A 24,617-nucleotide genomic window follows, 5' to 3' on the forward strand; every position below is an offset into this window, starting at 1 on the left:
TGAATTTATGCTGATTAAGATGCACTGCGACAGACGCCTTGGGCGGCGTCATCCTGCCTCCTTCTTTGCTCTTAGATGGGGCGCAATTCCTCCTGGCGCCGCGCTCACCACATCTCAAAAACCGATGTTACGCGGAAAGTCGGTAGTGTTCCTGGCACCGTCTTCGGTGATGAGCATCACATCAGAATGTCGGAAGCCGCCGACACCCGGTATGTAGACCGCAGGCTCGACCGAATTGACCATGTTGGCCATGAGCTTTCCGGAATTGTAGATCCGCAACTCTCCACGCTCTTCGCGTCCGCCAGCACCGATCATGATACCGAGCGCGTGTCCGGTTCCGTGGCGCACGTAGTCGGCAAGATCGACCTTTCGGAAAATCTCGCGTTCCATAAGCGCCATGTCTGACATGGTGACGCCCGGCTTAAGCGCCAGCTTGATGGCATCGAAGGCTTCATTCACCGCGTCGAGCGGCTTCTTCTGAGCCTGCGTCGGCTCACCGAACACAAAAGTGCGTTCAAGTTCCGTGCAGTAGCCCCACATCACGGGGAAGATGTTCAGTGCAATCAGATCGCCACGTTTCAGCCGCCGACTGGTCGGATGCAGATGCGGCGTGAGTGTGTGATCGCCAAACTGGGCGTAGGCATAGGTGCTCGTGAGACCATTGATGGACAATGCTCCCATTGCCTTGTTCGTCTCAGCGACTGCGTGCGCTGCCACCGCAAGCTCGGTGACGTTCTCGTGAAGAGCTTCGAGAAACGCATTTGCGCCAATTTTTGCCAACTGGCCGCCGAGTTCGAGAAGACGGACCTCTTCATCGGATTTGATGAGACGCAGGTCCTCAATCAGTGGGCTGATCTCAACAAATTCCGCCTGTGAGAACCTGGCAGTCAGAGCGCGATGGATGCCGACCGGCATCAGCGCTTCCTCGATCCCGATGCGAACTGTGCCTGAACTCTGTCGGGCAATGAAATCGGCGCACATCCTGAGGCTGGTATGGACGACATTCTCGTCATCCCCATAAGCGAGCACCTCGTCGAAAACGCTGTGAGCTTCCATGGTCTCTTGTTCGAGCGCTGCCCCGCAAACGGCGCTGGTGCCGGATACGGGCAGTATCGCCCACATGGGTCGGCCCCACTCCGAAAGCAGCGGGACACCGCTCATATAAAAGACGCTGTCAGCCGTATGCATGAACGCGAAGTCGATGTTTGCGGCAGCGAGTTTCTTCCGAAGAGACTCGATACGGCGGGACATTTCGGATCTTGAAAAATAGGTCATCCCCTCATTTCCTTTCTTGATTTCCGGTTGTTTGATCAGGCGGGCGGTTGTGCCTGCTAGACAAGATCCAGGCTGATCTCCTCGAATGCGATTCCGGACGTCGTCGCCTTCCATCGTTGGCCAGATTGGGCAGGCAGAGCGACCGTTAATGTACCAGTGGTGACGATGTCGCCGGAAGCCAACGGCTGGCCACCAAAGCGCTCCAGCTCACGCACCAGATAGCGAAAGGCCTTGATCGGGCCCCCAAGCACTTGAGCTCCGCCTCCGGTCGCGGAAGAACCTTCGTCGCTGGACAACGTGGCAGTAAAACTCTCAAGTTGCGCTGCCCACTTCCCGTGGTCGCCAGCAATCGGGTGTCGCTTGCCGAGAAGCAATGCGACATGCACACCAGTGGCTGCGCCGTCGGCGACCTTGAACTGCCAATCTGGAAAGATTGACGTGCAGACCTCGAAATCGAGTGCCGCCCATTCCACGCAGTCCAGCAGCTCTTCTTCGCTCATCTGAGTATTGGGCGCAGCCTTGAGACCCAGCGCAACCTCCGCCTCCATACGGACATTCGGCCAATTGCGGACCTCAAGGGTGCTCGTCTCGCTGAGCTCAAACGTCGTCGTATCATAGAGATAATTCCAGAGCGGCCCCGCGATGCCGTAGCCTGCCCAAGCGGCGGAGTTGGTGAAGCCGATCTTCCGACCGATGATCTTCTCCCCATTTGCTTCTCGCCTCCGACGCATTTCCTCCACCACCCAATAGGAGTCCGCCAGCTCGAAATGAGGGTACCGCTGTGAAAAGGGCACGACTTCTGTCAACACACCACGCGTTCGGAACACCTCGTCGGCGATTTCAGATCTGATAGGATTTGTCAGCGACATCTTTACCTCGGTTTGTTTGTTGTTCCCGGATCAGGAGTTTCTCAAGCTATTACCAGGTCACAGCAATGTACTTGGTCTCGCAAAATTCCAGGATGCCATGATGAGCCCCTTCTCGCCCAAGTCCGCTTTGCTTCACGCCGCCGAACGGCGCGGCTGGATCTGATGCCAGGCCACGGTTGAGACCAATCATTCCAGCCTCGAGTCTCTCCGAAACGCGGAGGCCGCGGCCAAGATCACGCGTGAAGACGTAGGCAATCAGGCCGTATTCTGTGTTGTTGGCCGCAGCGATAACCTCATCTTCGCTTTCGAAGGTGCTCAAGGCGGCGATCGGCCCAAAGATTTCCTCGTTGGCGATCGCCGCATCAGCTGGGACGTCGCGAATAACCGTGGGTGGGAAGTAGAAGCCGTCTTGATCAAGGGCAGTGCCTCCCGTCAGCACCTTCCCCCCGCGCTCGGTCGCGTCCGTCACCAGGCCACCAATTCGATCAAGTGCCTTCCTGTTGATGACCGGTCCGCACTGGGTGGATTTGGAGTAGCCTGCTCCGACCGTCAGTGCCGCCATGCGTTCAGTAAGCTTTTGCGAGAAAGCCTCGACGATGCCGGTTTGCACATAGAAGCGGTTGGCCGCCGTGCAGGCCTCGCCGCCATTGCGCATCTTAGCAACCATCGCGCCCTCGATGGCGGCATCCAGGTCAGCGTCATCGAAAACAATGAATGGTGCATTGCCACCAAGTTCCATTGAGCAGGAGATGATTGTGTCGGCCGCTTCGTGCAGGAGCTTTCGACCGACTTCAGTAGAACCGGTAAATGACAATTTGCGGACACGCGGATCATGCAACATCTTGCTGACCACGGCGCCTGACCGTTCAGTCGTGATCACATTGACAACGCCATCTGGCACCCCCGCCTCAGCATACAGTGCGGCAAGCGCATAGGCGGTCAACGGCGTCTCTGTCGCCGGTTTAAGCACGCAGGTGCAGCCGGCGGCAAGGGCCGGTGCGATTTTGCGCGTCGCCATCGCTGCGGGAAAGTTCCAGGGTGTCACCAGGACTGCAACGCCAATTGGTTGATGTTGAACCACGATCTTGTTCGCCCCTGAGGGGGCGGTCGAGATTTCGCCGTTCAGGCGAACTGCTTCTTCCGAGAACCAGCGAAAGAACTCAGCGGCGTAGGTCACTTCACCGTAGGCGTCACTCAAGGCCTTGCCGTTTTCGAGGCTGATCAACTCTGCCAACATGTCCTTTCGCTCGACCATCAGCTCAAAGCATCGGCGCAGAATCTCTGATCTCCTCCGCGGCGGGGTCGCCGCCCAGGCGGGTCCCGCATCGTACGCCGCCTGAACAGCGTCTAGAGCATCTTCGATCGTTGCATTGGCAACGTCTGAGATGACAAGACCGGTAGACGGGTCAAGAACGTCAATCCGCCTAGCCGAGGCTCCAGGGCGCCACTTTCCAGCAATATAGAGGTCAGTAGGGACTTGTTTGAGGTCAAAGCTGATCTGGGACGTGATTGTCGGCGTCATTGTCAATTTACCTTCCATGCTTTTGCATCGTTCCTCAGTCCAATTCGATCACCCGTGAAGGCAGCGCCGACCAGACTGGTCATAACTGTTGGATCGAGGAGGCGCGGATTGTTCTTGATCAGTCTGGCACTGCCCATCGCCTGTTCGGCAACTTGCGGCAACTGAGCCTCCACGATCCCCAAGTCGGCAATCGACTTCGGGATTCCAATCGACGCGAAGAGTGCTGCAACCGCATCTATCGTCTCGCTGGCAGCGTCGAACGAGGATCGGCCCTGAAGATCAAGTCCCATGGCCTTGCCAATCTCGACCAATTCCGGCTCGCAAAAATTGCGATTCAGCTCCATTACGTAGGGCATCATGACAGCGACGCCCGCGCCGTGGGCCGTGTGGGTCATGGCTCCAATCGGATACTGGATGGCGTGAGCCGCCGCAGTCCCGGCCGTCCCGAAAGCAAGACCTGCTGTCGTCGCCCCCAGCATCAGGCGTTCGCGCGCTGTGTGATCGTCGCCATGATCATAAGCACTTTTAATGCTGGAAGAGATGTGGGATATGGCCATCAGCGCATAGGCATCGCTCAGGGCGTTTTTGCCCAGGAAAACATGATCATGCACGATCGTATCGGTCGGTGTGCGACGAATGGTCGTGTAGGCCTCGATTGCATGTGTGAGCGCGTCGGCGCCGGAAACTGCGGTGAGGCTGGGCGGACAGGAGTACGTCAGTTCTGGATCGCAAATCGCCGTGTGGCAAATCAGTTCCGGACTTGCAATTCCGACTTTCACAGCTCGATCGGGATCTGTGATGACTGCCACCGGCGTTACCTCAGAGCCGGTCCCGGAGGTGGTTGGCAGAAGAATCAGCGGCAATATGGGACCGGGGACCTTGAACTCGCCATAATAGTCGCTGGGCTTACCCTTGTGTGCGATAAGCAGTGCACAAACCTTGGCGGCGTCCAGGCAGCTGCCGCCGCCGATGCCGATGACGAGGTCTGCACCAAATTTGCGGCCGGCTTCCACACCCTGAGCGATGCACTCAAGCGGCAGTTCCGCAATGGTGCCGTCGAATACGTGCACTGCCACACCTGACGACGCCAGAGCATCCACCATCTTGCGAAAATCTGCCTCGTTGCTCAAACGAGCGTCCGTGACAACTAGCGCACGACGACCGAGCTTTGCGGCATAGCCCGGTAGGGCGGCGCGTTGGCCGGCCCCGAACACGAGATTGCGCGGGGTGCGCAGGGCTCCAAATAGGGTCAATAAAACCTCCTGTTTCATTCAGCAGCACCAAGGCCGGCTAGAACTTGAATTTGTTGCCAGACTTCCTCAGCAAGCGGCACGCCCTCCTTCAGGCGCTGGTCGCGACAAGCTCGCCCCCGCTCTCCAGGTATCACGACGGCCGGGAAACCATCTGCTGGCTCCAACGCGCGGAGTGCCTCGAGATAGGCCTGCAGGTCCCGCTGCGGACCGTCGATGACAATGAATAGGTCTCCCTTGTTGCACACCGTCGTATCGTCGAGCGTTCCCGTGACGTCTCGTCCGATCGCGGCTCCGGCCAGGCTTGTCACAAGCAGTTCAAAGGCGAGGCCCAAGGCGTATCCTTTTGCTTGACCGAAGGGAGCGATTGCCCCCTTCTTCGCGGCGGCTGCGTCTGTGGTGGGATTTCCGTTTTCATCCAGCGCCCAATGAGAGGGGATTGGCTGGCGCCTGTTGGCGTGATCGTGAATCTCGCCCATCGAAACAACACTCGTCGCCGTATCCATCATGAAGGAAGCGCCACCCGTCGGCACGCCTATTGCGATCGGATTGGTCCCGATCATGGCCTTGCGCCCGCCCCAGGGATGAACAAGCGCCTCGCTCGTTGACAGTGCAATAATCGATAAACCGTGTTCTGCGACACGCTCTGCGTACCAGCCGAGCATCCCTATGTGATTGGAATTGCGGATGGCAGCGACGGCAATGCCGGTGACCTTCGCACGCTCTATCAACGAAGTAATCGCCCGGTTCGCGACGACAGGCCCTAGACCGCGCTGACCGTCGACGGCCAGAAACGCCTCCTTGCGCCATCTATGCTCACCCCGGGCGTGCGGGTCCGTAACGCCGTTCTCAATCCGGCGAATGATGCGCCTGAGGCGCAACAGTCCGTGGGAGGGTACCCCCCTCAAATCGGCTTCCAGCAAGAGATCAAGCTGTTCTGATGCGTGCTCTTCCGGTACGCCGGCGCGGTGGAGAGCCAGCCGGGCAACTTCACGAATATTATCCACGGAAACCGTAATCATAGATCAAATCCGATCGGATATCTGATTGCATTTTCCGCACTATGTTGATAAGAAATTGCTGCGTCAAGAAGGAATTTTGAAAATGACGAATCGGAATGGTGAGTTGAAGAACGGCGACACAGGATTGCTACGGCGACCCACCCGTCTCGCCGATGAGGTCTATGGGGCAATCTACTCACAGCTCATGTCACTGAAGATCCCGCCTGGTGGTCGCATTGCCGTGGACAATCTGGTGCGGGAACTCGGCGTCTCGCAAACACCCATCCGTGAAGCGCTTTCACGGCTTGAAGCTCAGGGGCTGGTGGTAAACACGCACCTCATCGGGTACAGCGCGGCGCCGCAGATGGATCTTTCGGGGTTGGAGCAGCTTTACGACCTTCGCATGCTGGTGGAGCCATTTGCGGCAGCCCAGGCGGCGAAGCTTATGTCTGACGAGGCCATCACATCGCTCGAAGCCATCGATTCGGATATGCGTCAAATCCGCAACGAGGATGCGCGTTCAGCCTACAGCCGCTTCGCGCAAAGCGACGGCGCCTTTCATGATGCAATTGCTGTCGGCAGCGGAAACGGACTTATTCATGAGGCGCTGGCACGTCTTCACACCCACGTGCATCTTTTCCGCCTCTATTTTCACACGCGGGCGACTTCCGATGCAAACAAGGAGCATGCGCGGATTTTAGCCGCAATCAAAGACAGGAATCCTAAAGGGGCCGAGGCGGCTATGAGGGATCATATCGAGCGCTCCCGCAAGCGATTCATGAAGTTCTTTACTGATGCCCAAGGCTGAGTTCAGCCTCTGCTGGAGGCTATAGAGTGCCGACAATATAGAGCTCTAATTTCATACCATTCCTCAGGCCGGGCGTGGGATCTGTGCCGGGTGACGCGCCCAACACCCTGCCCCCCCGCCCGCCGAAACAGCCGATGTCAGACGACTTTATACTGCCGAGTGGCGTCTTTGCCTCCTCGTGAACGGTACGACCGCTTCTGTGGCACATACCGCTTTCGATCTGCAAGGAAGGGCGGTCCTTGAGGGGATCGCCGCAGGCAGCGTCTCCGTCTTTGCCACCAGCTTCTCGACTTCGCCGTCGACGATCTTCTTGTGGACAATTATCCGCTCCATCGGCATGCGGATGTGGCCCGATTTCATGAAAGCGCCGAAAGTTGCCGCCTGAACCGCAGCAACCGCGTGACCGATCTTCGTTGAACGGGTGAAGCTCACCCGCCGCACCGCCGGATCAGCGACATCGCCTCAAGGATGCGGTTGCCGTCTGCAGGTGTGTTGGTAATGTGTTTGACAGCCTCAGGAGGCGGTCCACCTTCGGCCATTGCCTTGATGACTAGGCCAAGGGCGAGGCGCTACCCCGACATTTGAGAACAGCAGTATCGCTGCAAGCCAGCGGCACCGCAAGCGCCAGGACAACGACGATGACGCGTTCCAGGGCGCAATGCCCACAGTGGCGCCTGCAGGAACCCATACTGCCATCGCCAGCGAAGCGGGCAGATCCGGAGGAATGACTTCGTCGTCGATCTGGAACGCCATTGCAGCAGCTTCTTCAGCATGTCAGCTGCGAGGCACACATTGAAATCGGCCCATACCTGGGTCGCGCCGATCTCGGCCTTCATCACAGGGCAAAATCGGTATCCCAAGCGCCGAAGCCTGCGGGAGAAAAAAATGCAAAGGCTGAAGCAAAAGCCCGGCGTTATGCACGGGCATCATAGGCCTGCTGGGCAGCCAGCACGGCATCCATATTGTGCTCCGCCCAATGTGCCAGCGCCGAAACGGTTTCTGTCAGTGTCCGCCCAAGAGACGTCAGCGCATATTCCACCGTCACCGGTACCGTCGGGAAAATCGCCCTTGAGATCAGGCCGTCACGTTCCAACTTCTTCAGCGTCTGGGAGAGCACTTTCTGGGAAATGCGTTATATCCCGCCTGAGATAGTTGAAGCGTACCGGCTCGCCTTCCAGCCGGTCGAGGATTAGAAGCGCCCATTTATCCGCCAGCCGGTCAAGAACGAGCCGCGTCGGACACCGGTCTTCAAAAACATTATAGGCGTGCTTCATCTCTGGTTTTCCTTTGCTTTCGTCTCAACGGTTTACTTGAAGTAACCACGTGACCCGAAAGTGCCTTCTTTCCCTCAGTGCAATCGGACTGTATCTATCAGAAACAAGGTTTCCAGTAGATACTAAGGAGAATGTTAATGAAAGGCAAGATTCTCGTTCTCGGCGCAACCGGGAATGTCGGCACGCCCCTCGTCAAGGTACTCCAGGCCAAGGGTTACGCAGTCCGCGCCGCTTCGCGTTCCGGCAAGTCAGTGGAGGGCGCTGAAGGCGTCGTGTTCGATTTCGCCAACCCGGCGACCATCGCACCAGCCTTCGCCGACGTCGATGCCGCCTACGTCATGCTGCCGACCGGATACGTCGATTCCAAGGGCCTGCTGTTGCCGGTGATCGCGGCCGCCGCCGCCGCCAACGTCAAAGTCGTTTTTCAGAGCGTACTCGGCGTCGATGCCGATGACAGTATCCCTTACCGCCAGGTTGAGATCGCACTCGAAAAAACCGGCGTTCCCTACGTCATCCTGCGTCCGAACTGGTTTGCCGACAACTTCCACACTTTCTGGAAGGCCGGCATCGACCACGGCGAGATCGCCGTTCCGGCTGCGGACGGGAAGTCCAGCTTCATCGATGCGCGCGACATCGCCGAAAGCGCAGCAGCGGCCCTAACAACCGAGAAGTTCGACAACAGAGCCTTCAACCTGACAGGCCCCGAAGCTCTCGGCTACGCCGAGGCGGCCAAGCTCATTTCGGCGGCAATCGGGAAAGACGTCGCCTACAATCCCCTCAACGACGAAACATTCATCGGCATTCTGACCGGCGTAGGCGTACCGGCCGATTACGCCTCGTTCCTCGCATCGATTTTCTATCCGGTCCGCGAGGGCTGGACTGCCCTCGTCACCGCTGACGTCGAGGTGCTGACCGGAAGGCCGGCACGCAGCCTCGAAACCTACGTCCAGGACAACATCACCCTCCTTATGGCCTGATCCGGCAGCTAAACCAGCCAGATCCTTGGGAGTGTTGGCGGAAGCTTCCAACGCGGCGGACGATGCTGATATCGCGCCGCAGCTGCGGCGGCAGTGCGCCAATCATCAGTTCCCAGGACGCGGCCAATGTTGCGGAGCAGTCGAAAGCAGGAGGCGCCGGAGCCGGGCAGCCTTCCACCGCTCGTCGAAAGCCGCCAGCCGCTGAACGGCCCCTGTGTCACCAGTCTGCTATGCCTCGTCCGCGTCCGGCTCCAGTTGCAGCGGCGCCTTTGCCCAGACTTCGCCTTCGAGGGCAACGCGGTCGGTCGGCAGCGGACCAGGCGCCATGATTTCCCGTTCATTCTGCAAGATGAGCTCGATCGACAGAGCAGTCATTTCTGAAACGCGTCCCCGTCGTTCATCTGTTGGCGCTGCTCGCGTGCGATCGGCAAACGGAGAACCGGCACACACCGCCCTTTCACTTGCTACCATATGGTGCAATTGACGCAAACGGGACCTCCTGTCTGGTTCAGGAAACCCGGCCGGCGATGGGCTGGTCAGGATGTCTTCGCAGCGATCAATTTCGACGAAACCAGGCGGAAAATCTCCGCCTGATATAGCGCGTCCTGCAGGCAATCATGCGTACCTGCCAGGTTGGGTTTCAGGTGTTCGGCTATCCGGCTCGAACGCGTCTCCCGCCATGTGCAACCCGTCGCACCCATATAGAGCGCTTTGATATCGAGCGCTGTGAAGCCAAACGGATTGCGACCGGTGAAGCGGTGGAAGTAATAGTTGACGAAGGACCAGTCGAAGGGAGAATTAAAGCCCACAAACACGGGATCGCCGTCGGGGCCAGCGATCTCGGCGACCCAATTTGACAACGCGGCCATGGCGTCGGATGGCGGCAATCCGGTTCGGTCAAGCTCTTCTAAAGAAAGCCCGCTCACTTTCAAAGCCTTCGGGTCGAAATTCCGATTGATCGGCTGGAGTTCACAGGTGAATGTCTTTTCCGGTTCGAAAACAGAACAGGCGCCGATCGACAACAAACTGAACTCGCCGGGTATCGGGCCGGCGGTCTCCACGTCCACCGACACAAAGACTTCGCGTTTTTCGCTCATGAGATCAACGGCTCCGCAGGTACGAGAGAGGGGCGGTTGCGAATGGCCTGCCAGTGTTCCCGGAATGCCCGCCGCCTCTCCTCGACGGTTCCGGTCGTCTTCCAGTGTAGACCGGAGAAAGTCGTAATATCGAAGGGAAGGCTCGTCCCTTCCCGCACCATGACCATCGTCGGCAAGCCGCGACCGAGAGCATATCCAAGTTCGAGAAAGCAATTCGGCCGCGCGCCCGTTATGTCGGCCAGAACCACGCTCGAGCGATGAAGCTTTGCGAAAATCTCCTCGTCGATCCTTGAATGCTCATAGGCCTGACGCCCGTCGATGACGATCAGACGATAGCCCAACTCGTCCTCGACGACCGGCTGGACGACCGTGTCGAAGAAATTTTGAACATCGTTATAGTCGGCAAGCTCCGGATTGAGAAGGCGCACGGCAAAGGCCCTTGGTCTTTCAAGGGATTCCAAAAGCTCGACCAACAACGAAACGCGTTCTGCAACGGGCTGTCGGCGTGGAAAACGGATCCGATTGATCCAGTCGTGCGCGTCGCCGTCATCCGCAATTTGAAACAGACGACGGGATTGGCTGCTGTTGAGCCCGAAACTGTAAAGGCGCCTCGCACCCGTTGTTTCCGGGCAAAGCGCGAGATTGAGCGGCACGACCGGCTTGCCGGCATCATGATAGAGATTTGCCAGGAACAGCACGCCCTCGGTGCCCCCGAGGGCAACAAGGATGTCGCCGAACTGGGCTTGAGCTTCCATGCGCTTGCTGTTCATGTTCCAGTGGGCGGCATTTTCGATCTTGATCAATTGCGAGCCACGCAGTTCGTCCCACAGATCGACCTTATCGTCAGGAATCTGGTCCTCGGTCTTGTGATGCTGGACCGCGACGACGAGAGGACCTGGTACATTTTGCGGTCTCAACACCAGATTGTCCTTGATCGACTTCCAGACCAGCCAATCAAAGCAGATCGGCAGACCGTCGGCCTTGCGCAACGGTTCGGCATCGACAGGCAAAACGAAGTTCGCGCCCCTCCTCATCAGCTCCTTGACAAGTGATGCGACCAGCTCCCGGGCCGACTGCACGTTGTCGGTCGAGGCAACGGCCAGATCGTCGACGATGCTTCCCGAGATGTGGATGCGACGGCCGAACAAGGGTGATCGCGGCATCATTTGTCCTCCATAATCGGCGAAGCATGCATTGCGCCAGCCACCGATTTCAGATGCTCAAATCTCAGGGGCTCTTTCGGATAGGCTCTTGCCAGAGCGGCGGGGTAGAGACGCGTGCGAATGTCGGAATATGTCCAGGAAGGATGCTTGTCACGTGCGCCTGTCGCCGCGACAAGCTCGGCAATCTCAGCCGCCTGCAGGCCCAGGCCTGCGAGGTCCATCTGGAAAAGCTGCCGCCGATCGTCGTCCGACGGACGCCTGAACTCCTCCATGATGGCGGCTCGCCGCTTCAAAGCGGCATCCAAGATCGAAAGACGATTGGTACACAAAATGACGACAATCCGACCGCCGTACTTGCGCAAATCATCGACGCCCTGGATCAGCGTGTTGACCGCCACCTTGTCTTCGTGGTGGCTATGATCCTGGGTGCGCGAGGCAGCAAGACTGTCGCCTTCATCGATGATGAGAATGGCGCGGCGCGATTTGCCGGCCGACTGGGTCACCTTGCGGAAAGCTTCGGCAATCAGCGTTCCCATTTCGCCGACCATACCGCTGCCGCGCACACGGTTGGAAAGCTTGAACAGGATGGAATCCTCGCTCTTCGCCTCGGTTACCAGTTTGTTGGCAATGCATTCAGCCGTCGCTGTCTTGCCCGTACCGACATCGCCGTGGAAGATAACCAGCGGATATTGCTCGGCGACGAGGTCGCAGATGGCGAGCTTGCCCGCGTGAAACTTGCGGTTCCACTCCCCCAGACCACCGACGTTGAGAAGCAGCCGCAACTGATCGTGAATGCGTGCATAGCGGGCCTCGAAGCCCAGCAATGTACGTTCGCGCCTGAAGAGCTCATCGCTCGGAAGCGGTGTCTCGCTGTCAAAAATGCTTGGCTGGCTCACGCTGCCCAATCCTTTCTTTGCATGCCGTAGGCATTGCTGGCGTAATCACGCCCGCCCGACGACGTCAGGGACGAATGGCTGGTATCGGCTTTAGACGGCGACCAGTTGATCTTGAGTTTTCCACGGGTCGCTTCACGGGCGGCACTGGTGTAGGCACCCGTATAACGCAGGACGACGCGCAGGTACGGCGACGGTACTTTCGGCCACAACACGCCGCCCGGCCTGCTGGACGTCAGCGAGCCTGCATCCGTGTTGACATCAAAACGAGTTGCCCGCTGTTCGAGGTCATTACTCAGAAGCGTCACATCGACGGACGCAAGATAGCCTGCCTTGGCGAGAACCTCGACATCGTGGGCATAGTTCGCGGCTTCTGTCGGCGTCCACGCGCCGGTGCTGTCGCCAATCATGATCAGGTCCGCTTTCATGCGCCGGACCACGTTCTCGACGTCGACATCCGTATAGGTCGCGCTTGCGCTGGCGGTGCGGGTCTGGCTCATCTCATTCCTCCGTCTTGAAGCGGGGGCCGAAAAGCTCCTTCCACACTTCATTGTCGTTTTCGGCAGATGCAAAATTCGCAGCCTCCCAAGCCTCCTCCGCCGCCGCCACGATCTCCTTGCGTTCAGCTTCCGAGATCCTGCTCGTCACGTTGTTGAGGCTGTAGACCGGATCAAGGATGACGACGGGATCCGAGAAGGTGGCGAAAGGCGCGGTGTTTTCCGGAAACCGGATCTCGTCCTTGAGACCGGACTGGGCTATGTAGAGAAGAAAATTGCGGAAGCGCTGTTCGATACTGCCGGAGCTGCCCTGTGTTGCCAGCACATGGGCCATGATCAGCTCGATGTGAAACGATTTCAGCGGCTTCAGTTCGGCCTGGTTGCGCCACTTCTTTCCCAGCCGCACCAACGTGCGAAAATCGCCGTCCTGGTTCTTTCGATCGCGAACGAACTTGATCTGGCAAGGCGCGCAGGTCTCGACCTTCGACCCGTCATGAATGTCGAACTGCCAGCCATATCCAGGCCTGGCCTCATCCTCGATCACCGGGACGATATCGACGCTGAGGCCCGTGCCGACGAAGGTCACTGTCGCCGCCTTACGCTGGATTTCGAAATCCTCGACGGATTTATTCGGATAGATCTTGATCAACAGGTCGTAGATCGTGTTGTTCAGGCTATCGAGCGTCTCCTTGCTGGCGTCGCGGCCGGCAATGTAGAAGACGACATCGACGTCGACCGGATCGACGCTGGTCTTGCGCAGGATCGTGAATTTCGCGAAAGAACCGGCCTTCACCACTTTCGTGATCTTGATCTCGGTCTTGTCACGCACCCCTTTGCACAGTTCCGCTATCAACCGGTCGACCTGCTCGTGATACGCCTTGCGCTTGTCGGCCGGCAGGCGCAGGACATTGCTGTCGTAGTAACGCAGTTCGGTGTTGCTCAACGCCATTTGCCATTTCCTTTCGCGCCGATACCAATCTGGGGGCCGCCAATCGGCGGCATATCCCCGGTGTGCATCCTCGGTTTACAAAGACAGACTTTGAATGACGCGGATATGACATAGAGAGCCGCAGATCGCGTTTCAAGACATTATAGTTTACAAAATTTCCACTAAATCGTACTATTGGAAACCGAAGCAAAAGGAGGCCATCATGATCGGAAACAAGCTCAAAGTAGCCCGGTCGGCATCGGGCCTGTCGTTGCGCGCACTCGCCGATGCCATGGGAGGCATCGTCTCCGCACAGGCCATCGGCAAATACGAGAGAAACGAAGACATGCCGAGTTCGCGCGTGCTGATCGGACTGTCGCGGACGCTCGGCGTTGCGGAAGAATATCTCCTCAGTGAGGATGAACTTGCGCTGGAAGGTGTCGACTTCAGGAAAAAGATCGGAACGTCGGCAAGAGAGGAGGCGATCCTCGAGGCGCGCGCGATCCACATGCTGGAGCGCTATCTGGCCGTCGAGGATCTTCTTCAAATGCGCAGTGTCGAATGGGAACAGCCGCGAAGCGCGCCACATCCGGTTGCCGACTTGCGTGATGCGGAAGACGCCGCACGGTCAGTGCGCGAGGATTGGGGTCTCGGCAACGATCCCGTTCCACAACTTGCCGAATTGCTCGAAGAACGCGGCATCAAGGTGTTATCACTCGACCTCGACGACGTTGACGGTCTCGCCGCCAAAGTCAGGCGCAAAGGACGAACGGCCGCGCGCATCATTGTCGTCAAGCGCAGCACGTGGTCGGAACGCAAGCGCTTCAACCTCGCCCACGAGCTCGGCCACATGGTCATGGCGCCGTGTGAGGGGGTAGACGAGGAAAAGGCCGCACACCGCTTCGCGGGCGCCTTTCTTATGCCGGCGGATGTGCTGCGCGCCGAAATCGGTGCGCACCGTTCATCGATCAGCATTGGTGAGTTTGTCGCCTTGAAAAAGCGCTTCGGCGTGAGCATCCAGGCCTTGGCCTATCGGTGCAAGGATTTGGGCATCATCAACCAGGCTGCCTTCGCGAGACTCTTCAAGGTGTTTGCGGAACGCGGATGGAGAGCAGCGCCATTCGAAGAACCGGAGACGATGAAACCGGAGCTTGAGGAGCCCAGGCGCTTCGAACGGCTCTGCTACCGGGCGTTGGCCGAAGGCGTGATAGGCGATTCGCGCGCCGCCGAACTGCTCGGAATTTCGGTGCGAGAATTGGATGCAAGACTGGATCAGGTGGCGGCTTGACCGGTGTCGATCCTTGTCTCCGATACCTCTGTGTTGATCGACCTTGAACGGGCTCGGTTGCTTGAGGACATGTTCAGGCTGCCTGTGGGCTTCGCTGTGCCTGACCTTCTTTTTGAGCGGGAACTGGCAGGCGCACTCGGCGATCAGTTGGTGGCGTTAGGACTTCTCGTTGAGGTCCTGACGCCTGCCGAACTCACTCGGGCGACTCATCTGAGCCGGCAGAATGCCCGCCTTTCGATCCCCGATACGTTTGCCTTCGCCATCGCTGAAGGGCGAGGCTGGACACTGTTGACGGGCGATGGCGTGTTGCGCGAACTGGCGAACGCCCAGGCTGTCGATATGCACGGAGTCTTTTGGCTGTTCGACCAGTTTGCCGAAGGCAACCACGTTCCCCTCGATCGCCTCCACAGCGGTCTGACGACGCTATTCAGCCATCCGAGATGCCGACTGCCCGCAGCCGAAGTACGCCGCAGGTTAGCTCGATACCGTTCCGTCTGAGCCTACTCCACATGAGAGACAAACAGAATAACGCTGGCGTGCCACATCGCCGCGCGTGCCCGGAATTAGGGATCTTGGTAGCCTTTGTCCGCCGGCAGCCGGACGCACAACTCAGCGCCGCCGGCCGCACAATTGCGGGCACTGACAGTCCCCCCATAGTCCTGAACGATAGAAAAGCTGATCCATAGACCGAGCCCGGTGCCCTCACCGACCGTTTTGGTGGTGAAGAAAGGTTCGAAAATCTTGCCCAGGTCGCTATCCTTGATCCCGTCGCCGTTGTCGCGGACTGTGAATTCAATGGTTCCATCGCCCTCGTCCCGGCGAGCGCGTAGCCAGACTCGCGGATCCCTCACTTTGGCAACCGCATCGAGCGCATTGTCAATGAGGTTTACGAAAACCTGGTGCATCTGGCCTTCATGGGCTTCGATCAAAAGATCGGGGTCGCTGTCGATCTCAACATTGGCGCGTGAGTTCTTGGCGCGCACGGCGAGATGGGCGGAGTTGCGCAGCAGCCGGTCTAGATCGACAGATTGGCGCTCGCCAGTTCCGCTGAAGGACAAGCGCCGGAGATTCTTGACGATATCGCTAATCCGGTCGGCGCCTTCGATCGTGCCTTCCAGCAACGGATCAATATCGCCGACGATTGCATCAATCTTCAACGTCTTGCGCAGCCTTTCAATCTCGTCGGGGCCGGCGCCCTGGTGCATCGCATTCAGGTAGGACACCAGGTTCTTGCGGTAGCGGTCGAGCGTGTAAATATTGGCATAGACGAAGGAGATGGGATTGTTGAGCTCGTGGGCGACGCCCGCGACCAACCGGCCGAGGCTCGCCATCTTCTCCTGCTCGATCAGCTTGCGCTGCGCCTGCTGCAATTCGAGATGCGCCAGGTGGAGCGCCTGATAGGCCTGCCGCAATTCGCTGATCGGCCGGCCCGTGAGGACGGCGCCGAACCTGCGGCGGCGCCCGTCGAACAGGGCGGCGCACCGCATAGCAAGGCATTCCTCGCGGCCGGCTGCGGCATTGAAATGCAGGTCCCCTTCGAGCACCCTGCCCTGCTGCCCGGCACTCATCAGCCGCTCGGCTTCCTTGCGGTCGGTCTCTACGACATAGTCGAAGATGCGGGTGCCGATAACGGCAGTCTCCTCCATGCCGACCAGGTGAAGGAAGGCGGGGTTCACCTTGCGGATCATGCCGTCGCTGCCGCAGGCAATCAGGATGTCGGAGACCGACGCCACCACGCTCGAAATGAAGGTTTGCGCCTCTTCGAGCTCGGCATTCTTGCGCTCGAGATCGGTCTCGTTGCGCAGGAGTTCGGAATAGACCTCATCCATGCGGTGAATGACGTCGACCCACATGGATTCGCTCGAACCGTCGAGTGCGAAGAGGCTGGGCAGCGAGATCTTGCTGATCAGGTCCTCGCCGGCCGGCCGTTCGTTCTTGTTAATCGGTTTCGTCATCAGGGTAGCGCTTGAGGTCGTAGCACTCGATCTTGCTCCGCAAACCAACGCGCGACAAGCCCAGTTCGTCGGCGCTACGGCTGATATTGCCGTCGTGGCGGGCTAGCGCCGCCTCGATCGCCGACCGCTCGACCTCGGCGACAATGTCCTTGAGCTGGCGCATGCTGCCGTCGGAGGCCGTGGCGGCAGGTTCGCCGTTGCGGATGGCGGGGGAGAGCAGCTCCGCCGCGAGCGGCGCATTCCCGTCCGACAGGACCGTCATCCGCTGGATCTCGTTGTGCAGCTCGCGGACATTTCCGGGCCAGGAATAGGCGATCATCAGGTCTAGCGTTCGGGGATGGAAACCCGCAACCTCCCGGTTGAACGACTGGTTGATCTGGGTGAGGAAGCGCTCGGCAATCGCCGGAATGTCCTCGATCCGGTCCTTGAGCGCCGGCATGTGGATCGGAAAGGCCGCGAGCCGGTAGTAGAGGTCGCGGCGGAACCGGCCCGCGGCGACCTCGGCAAGTAGATCGCGGTTGGTCGCCGAGATCACCCGCACATTGACCTTGCGCGGCCTTTGCGCGCCGAGCGGCCGAATCTCGCCCTCCTGCAGCACGCGCAGCAGCTTGACCTGGAAAGCGGGCGAGGTCTCGCCGATCTCGTCGAGGAAGATGGTGCCATTGTCGGCCAGTTCGAAGAGGCCGATGCGGTCCTGATAGGCGCCGGTATAAGCGCCCTTCTTGCAGCCGAAGAGTTCGCTTTCGAGCAGTTCATCTGGCAGGGCACCGCAGTTTTCCACCACGAAGGTCTTGTCGGCGCGGGCTGATTCCTGATGGATCGCGCGAGCGAGCAACTCCTTGCCGGTTCCCGACGCACCGGTGATCAGGACCGAAACATCGTAGCGCGCGGCGCGGCGGGCGAGTGAAATCGAGCCTGCGAGCGGACTGTCGCTGCGATGGATGATGCGGTCAAAGCCGAAGGATTGGCCCAGGTTGCGCCGGCGGTCGCTGAGGACCTTCTGCAGCGCCTCGCTCGCCGGCTTCACCTCGATGCGCATGTCGGTGACTTCGTGCTGCAGGCGCCAGAGATTGGCGCTCTCGCGGACGCAGTCGATCAGCTTGTCGGGGCTCCAGGGCTTGGTGATATATTGATAGATGCCGGCATTGTTCAGGCCTTCGATGATGTCGGTGGAGTCTGTATAGCCCGAGATGATGATGCGGATAGTGTCCGGCCAGAGTTCACGCACGCGCTTCAGGAACTCGACGCCGGATTCGCCGGGCATACGCTGGTCGCAGAGGATGACCTGCACCATCTCTCCTTCCAGCACCTCCTCGGCCTCCTTGGCGTTGCGGGCGCCGATGACCTCGAATTCGTCTGACAGGACGCGCTGGATCGCCTCGATCGAGCGCACTTCGTCATCGACGACAAGCACGGTGGCGTGCGGGTTGGTCATCGCATTGTCCTCTTGCGGTCCGTCTCGCCGCCACCCGCCCGGTGGATAGCAAGGGTCACCGGCGTGCGCGACTTGGGCGTCTTGCGGATGAAATTGTAGCGCGCGACGTGATAGCTCGGGTCGAAGCCGTAGAAATTGCGCCGCATGCGCTGCAACTCCTCCTCACGGTAGGCGGCGAGCGGCTTTTCGGCTTCGTCGCGGGCACGCAGCGCGCGCTTGGCGGCAATGCGTTCCGCCAGATCGGGGGACGCCACCAATTCGGCCGCCGCCCGATGCAGTTCGACCTCGGCGGCGATGACATCGGACGGCAGGCGGCGTGTCGCCAGGCCAAGTTCGAGCGCCTCGTCAATGCCCATCGGCAGCCGCGCCTGGGTCACGACACGGGCGCGATCCTCGCCGATGCGGGCCGGAAGGAGATAAGTCCAGTATTCGGAGCCATAGAGGTTGCCCATGTCCTTGTAATGCGGATTGAGGATAACGCCGTCGCGCATCCACACCTCGTCGGCGGCGAGCGACAGGAAGACGCCGCCCGCGCCGGCATTGCCGGTCACGGCTGCAATCACCAGCCGGTCACCGGTCTCGATGATCTCCCGCACGAGGTCGTTCATCGCATTGATATTGCTCCAGGATTCGTCCGCCGCGCTGTCAGCGCTTTCGATCATGCCGAGATGGATGCCGTTCGACCAGCAGTCAGCGTCGCCCTTGAGGACCAGAACCGGAAGCGCGCGCTGCTTGGCGGCGACGACCGCATGCCGCAGGGTTTCGCAATCCTCGGAGGACATCGCGCCGTTATGGAAGCGGAAATCGAGAAAGCCGACGCCGTTCTCCTCATGATAGCGGCAGAGTTCGGGGCCGGCGATCTCATGCAGGTCTGCCGCTTCGGCGCCGAGAAGCCGGCCGGCCGGCAGTTTCAGGCTCCGCGCCTCCGGCCGGCGGAGATGGCCGATCCAGAGCGCGCCGTCCCGGAAGGCCATGGCGACCGACTGCCGGGATCGGCCGAGCATCGTTCCGGGCAGCCCAGAGAGCCCGGCAGCCAGCTCGGCGTCAAACGCCAGATAGCTCTGTCCGGCGATAGTCAGCACAGCACCGGGGTCGCCATCCGAGGCACGGATGATGCCAAGCGCTTCCTCCGCGGAATGACGTGCGGGATCGAGCGTCCGGTCCGACTTGCGGCAGGCGGGCCGCTCGCGGCCCCTGCCCCAGTTCGCCGGCATGACTGGGCCATTCCCGCGTCCGAGGCGCTCGATCGCTTCGAAGACACAGGCCGCGGCAGCCTCGGTCACTTCGTGCCGGTAGATGCTCGATTTCCGTGCCGCCCGCATCGGGAATTCCCGCCATGCCCAGACCGGCCCGGCATCCATCTCCTCCCGCGCCTCGATCAGCGTCACGCCCCAGGTCGTCTCGCCGTCGAGGATCGCCCAGTCGAGCGCGCTTGGGCCGCGATCACCCCGGATGCCGGGGTGGACGATCAGGCAGTGCGTCCGCCGCCAGACATCGGCCGGAATGGGCCGCTTGAGGAAGGGCGCGATGACGAGATCGGGCGCGAACAGCGCGACCGCCTCGCGTGTCAGGTCGCCATGAATGTCGAGTTCGACCGAGACCTCGTGCCCCGCCCGTCTGAGATCGATATGCAGGCGCTGGGAAAGCGAATTGAAGCTGTGGCAGAGGAGCAGGATGCGCATCACCGTCCTCAGCAGATCCGGGGCAGTTGCTCGCCCGACAGCCAGTCGACGATCCGGCCGCCGCCGAACGAGGTCGCCATCTGCACGAAGTAATTATCATCCGCCACGACATGGCCGATCAACGCCGACTCCTTACCGAGAGGATGAGCGCGCATCGCCGCGAGCACCGCGTTGGCACCCTCCGGCGCGACCACGGCCACCAGCTTGCCCTCGTTGGCGACATTAAGCGGATCGAGCCCGAGGAATTCGCAAGCCGCGGCGACTTCAGGCTTGAGCGGGATCGCCTCCTCGTCGATGCGGAAACCGACCTTCGACTGGCTGGCGATCTCGTTCAGCGTCGCAGCGATACCGCCGCGCGTCGGATCGCGCATCAGCCTGATATGCTGCCCGCCGGCCGCAACCATTGCCGCCACAAGCCCGTGCAGCGCGGCACTGTCGGAGACGATGGCCGTATCGAATTCCAGGTTCTCGCGCTTCGACATCACGGCGACACCGTGGTCGCCGATCGAGCCGGAGACGATCACTGCATCGCCCGGCCGGGCGGCATCGGCGCTGAAATCGAGCCCGTCGGGCACCCTGCCGACAGCGGCCGTCGAGATGAAGATGCCGTCGGCCTTGCCGCGCTCGACCACCTTGGTGTCGCCGGTGATGATCGGCACGCCGGCCTCGCGCGAGGCCGCACCCATGCTGTCGGCGATGCGTTCGAGATCGGCGAGCGAGAAGCCCTCCTCGATGATGAAACTCGCCGAGAGATAGAGCGGCACCGCGCCAGCCATGGCAATGTCGTTGATCGTGCCGTGGACGGCGAGCATGCCGATATTGCCGCCGGGGAAGAAGAGCGGCGAGACGACATAGCCGTCCGTCGTCATCACCATGCGCCCGCTCTGCACCGTGAACGCCGACTGGTCGTTGCCGGCGCGCAGCCAGTCATTGTCGAAGGCCTTGTGGAAGATGCCCTCGATCAGCTGGCCCATGGCCCGGCCGCCGGCACCATGCGAGAGATCGACGCGGCCATTGGCGATATCGAGCTTTCGCTTGTAGGCCTTGATCATCATGTTCATGCGACCGCCCTCCCGGCATCCATCTGCCGCGCCTTCTCACGGAAGCGGCCATAGGTCCAGTGCGCGGCGCAGGCGCCTTCCGACGACACCATGCAGGAGCCCATCGGCGTGTCCGGGGTGCAGACCGTGCCGAACAGCTTGCAGTCGGCCGGCTTCTTGACGCCACGCAGGATCGCGCCGCATTCGCAGGCCGGATTGTCCTTGGCGGCCGGCGTCTCCATCGAAAAGCGCTTCTCGGCATCGTAGGCCGCATATTGCGGCCGAAGCCTGAGCGCACCACAGGGGACCTCACCGAGACCCCGCCATTCGAAGCTCTCGCGGAGTTCGAAGAAGTTGGCGACCTCGGCCTGTGCCTTCTCGTTGCCAAACGTGGTCACCGCACGGATATACTGGTTTTCCACCTCGTGGCGGCCTTCGTTGACCTGCTGGACGAGCATCAGGATCGCCTGGATGACATCGAGGGGCTCGAAGCCCGCCACGACAACCGGCTTCCGGAATTCCTCGGCGAAGAATTCGTAAGGCTCGGTGCCGATCACGGTCGAGACATGGGCAGGGCCGATGAAGCCGTCGATCTTGATCGTGCCGAGCTTGCGGACGTCGGGGCTCTCTAGGATGTTCTGGATCGCCGCGGGCGTCAGCACGTGATTGCAGAAGATCGAGAAATTGCGGAGGTCCTTCGCGATCGCCGCCTTGAGCGCCAGCGCCGTCGGCGGCGTCGTGGTCTCGAAGCCGATAGCGAAGAACACGACCTCGCGGTCGGGTTCGGCCTCGGCGATCCGGAGCGCGTCGAGCGTCGAATAGACCATGCGGATATCGGCGCCGGCCGCCTTGGCCTTGAGCAGGCTCGATCCGTTCGAGCCCGGCACCCGCATCAGGTCGCCATAGGTGCAGAGCGTGATCTCGGGCCGCAGGGCAAGCGCGATGGCCGCATCGATGCGGCCGATCGGCAGCACGCAGACGGGACAGCCCGGCCCATGGATCATCTTCACATTCGGCGGCAGCAGGTCTTCCAGGCCATAGCGGGAAATCGCATGGGTGTGCCCGCCGCAGAATTCCATGAAATGATACGAACGCGCCGGGTCGGCAAGGGCGGCGATCTGCCGGGCGATGTCCTTGGCGAGCCTGCCGTCGCGATATTCGTCGATATATTTCATGCCGCATCTCCCATCGCAGCTTCACGGATCAGGGCCAGTGTCCTCTCCGCCTCCTCGGGATCGATCTTGGCGAGCGCACAGCCGACATGCAGCACCACGTAGTCGCCGACCTTCACGTCATCGACGAGCGCCGTCGAAACGATCTTCGAGACGCCGTCGAGCGTGACCTTCGCCATGTTGTCGGGTAGTACTTCCTTGACCTGGACCGGTATGGCTAGGCACATGTCCGGTTCTCCTCCATTAATGCTTGTTCGTTCATGACGACCTGCCGCGCATGGGCCGCCTGGCCGAGCGCGATGCCGCCGTCATTGGCGGGTGCGAGACGCGGCAGGTATGGTTCGAGGCCTCGGCTCTTCAAAGCTCGTACGAGACCTTCCGCAAGCACGCGGTTCATCATGCATCCTCCGCCGAGCGCGACCTGCCGGGTGCCAAGCGCGGCGACGCCACCGGTCGCCCAATCCGCCAGACCCGCGATCAGCGTGCCGTGAAAGAGGTCGGCAGCCTCGGTGCCGCGCAGACCCCGTTCGGCGAGGCGCAGGATGAGTGGCCGGAAATCAAGCGCCCCGTCGGTGATCGAATATCCGCCGGCGAGGCAACGCGGTGCCTGGACCAGAGCCTCGAACTCCATCGCGGCCTGTCCTTCGTAGCCCTGGACGAGGCGAACACCCGCGATCGCCGCCGCGGCGTCGAACATCCGGCCGAGACTGCTCGTCACCGAGGGACGCAAGCCGCGTTCGAACATCGCGGTAAGTTGTGCCACGCCGGAATGGTCGGGCCAGAACCGTGGCGCGAGGTCGATCCGCCCGGCTGCCTGAAGCGCCGCGACACCCATGCGCCAGGGCTCGCGCGCCGCGCGGTCGCCACCCGGCAGCGACAGGGGCATGAGAGATCCCGCGCGATGCCAGCGGGGACCGTCGACGGCGAGCATTTCGCCGCCCCAGCTCGTGCCGTCGGTGCCGAAGCCGTGGCCGTCGAGCGCAAGGCCGAGAACCGGCCCCTGAAGGCGATGCTCCGCCGCCACGGCCGCGACATGGGCAAGATGGTGCTGGACCGGCACGAAGGGCAGGTTCAAGCCCTCCGCCATCCGGACCGAGCGGAAATCCGGATGCAGGTCGCAGGCGGCGAATTCCGGCTTCACATCCAAGACCGAACAGAGATGGCTGATCGCCTCGCGCTGGAAACGGATCGCCTCGGCATTGTCGAGCCCGCCGACATGCTGGGAGAGAAACGCCTCGCGGCCGCGCGTGATGCAGACGGTGTTCTTGAGGTCGGCGCCGGTGGCGATCACGCAAGGACCATCCGCGCCGAGATCGACAGGCTCCGGCACGAAGCCACGGGCGCGGCGGATGAAAGCGGGCGCGCCGTCGATCACCTGCATGACGGAGTCGTCGGCGCGGACGGCGATGTCACGGTCATGGGTGACGATCAGGTCGGCGATCGCTGAGAGGCGGCGCGCGGCATCGGCATTGTCGGCGACCAACGGCTCGCCGCCGGGATTGGCACTGGTCGCGACCAACGCGGGGGGACAGTGCGGAGAGGCGAGCGCATCGAGCAGTAGATGATGAAGCGGCGCATAGGCGAGCATCAGCCCGATGCGGCGGAGACCGGGCGCGATCCCGCCTGCAACCGCACCGGCCCGGGCTTCGACGAGCACGATCGGACTGGCCGGAGAGACCAGCAGCGCCTCTTCGGCTTCGGTCGGCTTCGCGAACTGCCGCGCCGCCTCGATATCGCGCACCATCACGGCGACGGGCTTCTCATCGCGCGCCTTGCGCTGCCGCAGGAGGGCGACCGCCGCATCGTTGCGCGCGTCGCAGACGAGATGGAAGCCGCCGATCCCCTTGAGCGCGACGATCGCGCCGTCCTGGAGCCGGGCCGCTACTTCCGCGATGGGATGGCTGAGCTTCGGGCCGCAATCGGGGCAGGCAACAGGCTCGGCATGGAAGCGCCGGTTCTCCGGATCGACATAGTCAGCCGCGCAGGCCCGGCACATCGGAAAGGACGCCATCGACGTTTGCGCCCGGTCATAGGGCAGCGCGCGGGTGATGGTGAAGCGCGGGCCGCAATGGGTGCAGTTGACGAAGGGATAGCCGAAGAAGCGGCTCGCGGGATCGGTCAGTTCGCGGCGGCATTCGTCGCAGGTCGCGGCATCGGCCCCGATCCGGGTCGCGCTCTTGCCGCCCAGGCTTTCGAGGATTTCGAACTGCTCGCCGCCGGCGGGCGGAAGCTCCAGAACATCGATCGAGTCGATGCGGGCAAGGGGTGGCGCATAGGCGCGGATCGCATCGGGAAAGCGACCGGCATCCTCACCCTCGATCTCGATCAGCACGCCGGCGCTGTCATTGAGCACGAAGCCGGAAAGCCGCATCGTCCGCGCCAAGCGGAGGGCGAAAGGCCGGAAACCGACGCCCTGCACGGCGCCGCAGACCCGGAGCCTGAGGCGCCGGATCGGGCTTTCCATCTGTCGTGCGAGAGCCGGCGCCATGGT

Annotated in this window: 23 protein-coding genes and 1 pseudogene; 4 read left to right on the forward strand and 20 right to left on the reverse strand. The window is 61.0% G+C overall.

The window, feature by feature from the left end; all coding sequences use genetic code 11:
* Window positions 1-114: 114 nt before the first annotated feature.
* The 5 genes from NBG89_RS30430 to NBG89_RS30450 are packed head-to-tail and all read right to left on the reverse strand — an operon-like array spanning window position 115 to window position 5,938.
* Entirely contained in the window at window positions 115-1,275 is a 1,161-nt protein-coding gene (locus NBG89_RS30430) for a M24 family metallopeptidase (RefSeq protein WP_431324631.1), read from the reverse strand.
* Between the two features lie 56 nt (window positions 1,276-1,331).
* Window positions 1,332-2,144 carry a 2-keto-4-pentenoate hydratase gene (locus tag NBG89_RS30435; protein WP_416068679.1) on the reverse strand — a complete coding sequence of 271 codons (813 nt, stop codon included), beginning with the start codon at window positions 2,142-2,144 and terminating at the stop codon, window positions 1,332-1,334.
* Between the two features lie 49 nt (window positions 2,145-2,193).
* Window positions 2,194-3,666, reverse strand: a complete 1,473-nt coding sequence (locus NBG89_RS30440) for an NAD-dependent succinate-semialdehyde dehydrogenase (RefSeq protein WP_416068770.1) — start codon at window positions 3,664-3,666, stop codon at window positions 2,194-2,196.
* A gap of 2 nt (window positions 3,667-3,668) precedes the next feature.
* Entirely contained in the window at window positions 3,669-4,919 is a 1,251-nt protein-coding gene (locus NBG89_RS30445; protein ID WP_416068769.1) for an iron-containing alcohol dehydrogenase, read from the reverse strand.
* Between the two features lie 14 nt (window positions 4,920-4,933).
* On the reverse strand, window positions 4,934-5,938 hold the full coding sequence (locus NBG89_RS30450; RefSeq protein ID WP_416068678.1) for an Ldh family oxidoreductase: 1,005 nt from the start codon (window positions 5,936-5,938) through the stop codon (window positions 4,934-4,936).
* 25 nt (window positions 5,939-5,963) lie between these two features.
* On the opposite strand from NBG89_RS30450, the gene NBG89_RS30455 reads away from it, so the two are divergent.
* Entirely contained in the window at window positions 5,964-6,725 is a 762-nt protein-coding gene (locus NBG89_RS30455; RefSeq protein WP_416068677.1) for a GntR family transcriptional regulator, read from the forward strand.
* 147 nt (window positions 6,726-6,872) lie between these two features.
* On the opposite strand, the gene NBG89_RS30460 is transcribed toward NBG89_RS30455, so the two are convergent.
* Window positions 6,873-7,085 carry a hypothetical protein gene (locus NBG89_RS30460; protein WP_431324666.1) on the reverse strand — a complete coding sequence of 71 codons (213 nt, stop codon included), beginning with the start codon at window positions 7,083-7,085 and terminating at the stop codon, window positions 6,873-6,875.
* Between the two features lie 553 nt (window positions 7,086-7,638).
* A pseudogene (locus NBG89_RS30465) lies at window positions 7,639-7,999 on the reverse strand (winged helix-turn-helix transcriptional regulator).
* A gap of 137 nt (window positions 8,000-8,136) precedes the next feature.
* Between NBG89_RS30465 and NBG89_RS30470 the strand changes: the two are divergent.
* Window positions 8,137-8,976 carry an SDR family oxidoreductase gene (locus tag NBG89_RS30470; protein WP_069456841.1) on the forward strand — a complete coding sequence of 280 codons (840 nt, stop codon included), beginning with the start codon at window positions 8,137-8,139 and terminating at the stop codon, window positions 8,974-8,976.
* 228 nt (window positions 8,977-9,204) lie between these two features.
* Here the strand turns inward: NBG89_RS30470 and NBG89_RS30475 are convergent, their stop codons facing one another.
* The 6 genes from NBG89_RS30475 to NBG89_RS30500 form a co-directional block, all read right to left on the reverse strand.
* Complete coding sequence (locus NBG89_RS30475; protein ID WP_416068676.1) at window positions 9,205-9,351, reverse strand: hypothetical protein; 147 nt, start codon at window positions 9,349-9,351, stop codon at window positions 9,205-9,207.
* Window positions 9,352-9,512: 161 nt separating this feature from the next.
* A complete protein-coding gene (locus NBG89_RS30480; protein ID WP_416068675.1) occupies window positions 9,513-10,073 on the reverse strand; it encodes a 3'-5' exonuclease in 561 nt (186 codons plus the stop codon).
* Window positions 10,070-11,236, reverse strand: a complete 1,167-nt coding sequence (locus NBG89_RS30485; protein WP_416068767.1) for a hypothetical protein — start codon at window positions 11,234-11,236, stop codon at window positions 10,070-10,072. Before NBG89_RS30485 ends, NBG89_RS30480 begins: the two co-directional genes overlap by 4 nt.
* The gene (locus NBG89_RS30490) at window positions 11,236-12,132 is read right to left on the reverse strand and encodes an AAA family ATPase (RefSeq protein WP_416068674.1); all 897 of its coding nucleotides are present in this window, start codon (window positions 12,130-12,132) and stop codon (window positions 11,236-11,238) included. Before NBG89_RS30490 ends, NBG89_RS30485 begins: the two co-directional genes overlap by 1 nt.
* Complete coding sequence (locus NBG89_RS30495; protein WP_416068673.1) at window positions 12,129-12,629, reverse strand: hypothetical protein; 501 nt, start codon at window positions 12,627-12,629, stop codon at window positions 12,129-12,131. The genes NBG89_RS30490 and NBG89_RS30495 overlap by 4 nt, the downstream gene beginning before the upstream one ends.
* 1 nt (window position 12,630) lies before the next feature.
* Window positions 12,631-13,575, reverse strand: a complete 945-nt coding sequence (locus NBG89_RS30500) for a CBASS oligonucleotide cyclase (protein ID WP_431324632.1) — start codon at window positions 13,573-13,575, stop codon at window positions 12,631-12,633.
* A 202-nt stretch (window positions 13,576-13,777) separates the two neighbouring features.
* Here NBG89_RS30500 and NBG89_RS30505 point away from each other — a divergent pair, with 202 nt between their 5' ends.
* Together NBG89_RS30505 and NBG89_RS30510 are read left to right on the forward strand one after the other, a co-directional pair.
* Complete coding sequence (locus NBG89_RS30505) at window positions 13,778-14,842, forward strand: helix-turn-helix domain-containing protein (RefSeq protein WP_416068671.1); 1,065 nt, start codon at window positions 13,778-13,780, stop codon at window positions 14,840-14,842.
* 3 nt (window positions 14,843-14,845) lie between these two features.
* A complete protein-coding gene (locus NBG89_RS30510; RefSeq protein WP_431324633.1) occupies window positions 14,846-15,340 on the forward strand; it encodes a hypothetical protein in 495 nt (164 codons plus the stop codon).
* 65 nt (window positions 15,341-15,405) lie between these two features.
* Here the strand turns inward: NBG89_RS30510 and NBG89_RS30515 are convergent, their stop codons facing one another.
* From NBG89_RS30515 to hypF, 7 genes are read right to left on the reverse strand one after another with little or no spacing between them, the layout of a single operon-like run.
* Window positions 15,406-16,797, reverse strand: coding sequence for a sensor histidine kinase (locus NBG89_RS30515; RefSeq protein ID WP_416068669.1), 1,392 nt, complete (start codon window positions 16,795-16,797; stop codon window positions 15,406-15,408).
* Window positions 16,781-18,232, reverse strand: a complete 1,452-nt coding sequence (locus tag NBG89_RS30520) for a sigma-54-dependent transcriptional regulator (protein WP_431324634.1) — start codon at window positions 18,230-18,232, stop codon at window positions 16,781-16,783. The genes NBG89_RS30515 and NBG89_RS30520 overlap by 17 nt, the downstream gene beginning before the upstream one ends.
* Window positions 18,229-19,914, reverse strand: coding sequence for an enoyl-CoA hydratase-related protein (locus NBG89_RS30525; RefSeq protein ID WP_416068667.1), 1,686 nt, complete (start codon window positions 19,912-19,914; stop codon window positions 18,229-18,231). Before NBG89_RS30525 ends, NBG89_RS30520 begins: the two co-directional genes overlap by 4 nt.
* 8 nt (window positions 19,915-19,922) lie before the next feature.
* Entirely contained in the window at window positions 19,923-20,975 is a 1,053-nt protein-coding gene (gene hypE, locus NBG89_RS30530; RefSeq protein ID WP_416068666.1) for a hydrogenase expression/formation protein HypE, read from the reverse strand.
* Complete coding sequence (gene hypD, locus NBG89_RS30535) at window positions 20,972-22,129, reverse strand: hydrogenase formation protein HypD (RefSeq protein ID WP_416068665.1); 1,158 nt, start codon at window positions 22,127-22,129, stop codon at window positions 20,972-20,974. Before hypD ends, hypE begins: the two co-directional genes overlap by 4 nt.
* Complete coding sequence (locus NBG89_RS30540) at window positions 22,126-22,353, reverse strand: HypC/HybG/HupF family hydrogenase formation chaperone (protein ID WP_416068664.1); 228 nt, start codon at window positions 22,351-22,353, stop codon at window positions 22,126-22,128. The genes hypD and NBG89_RS30540 overlap by 4 nt, the downstream gene beginning before the upstream one ends.
* Window positions 22,344-24,614 (reverse strand): carbamoyltransferase HypF, encoded by a 2,271-nt coding sequence (gene hypF, locus NBG89_RS30545; protein WP_431324635.1) that lies wholly within the window; start codon window positions 24,612-24,614, stop codon window positions 22,344-22,346. Before hypF ends, NBG89_RS30540 begins: the two co-directional genes overlap by 10 nt.
* Window positions 24,615-24,617: the final 3 nt, after the last annotated feature.

Source organism: Rhizobium sp. YTU87027 (assembly GCF_050644135.1).
GTDB lineage: Bacteria > Pseudomonadota > Alphaproteobacteria > Rhizobiales > Rhizobiaceae > Rhizobium.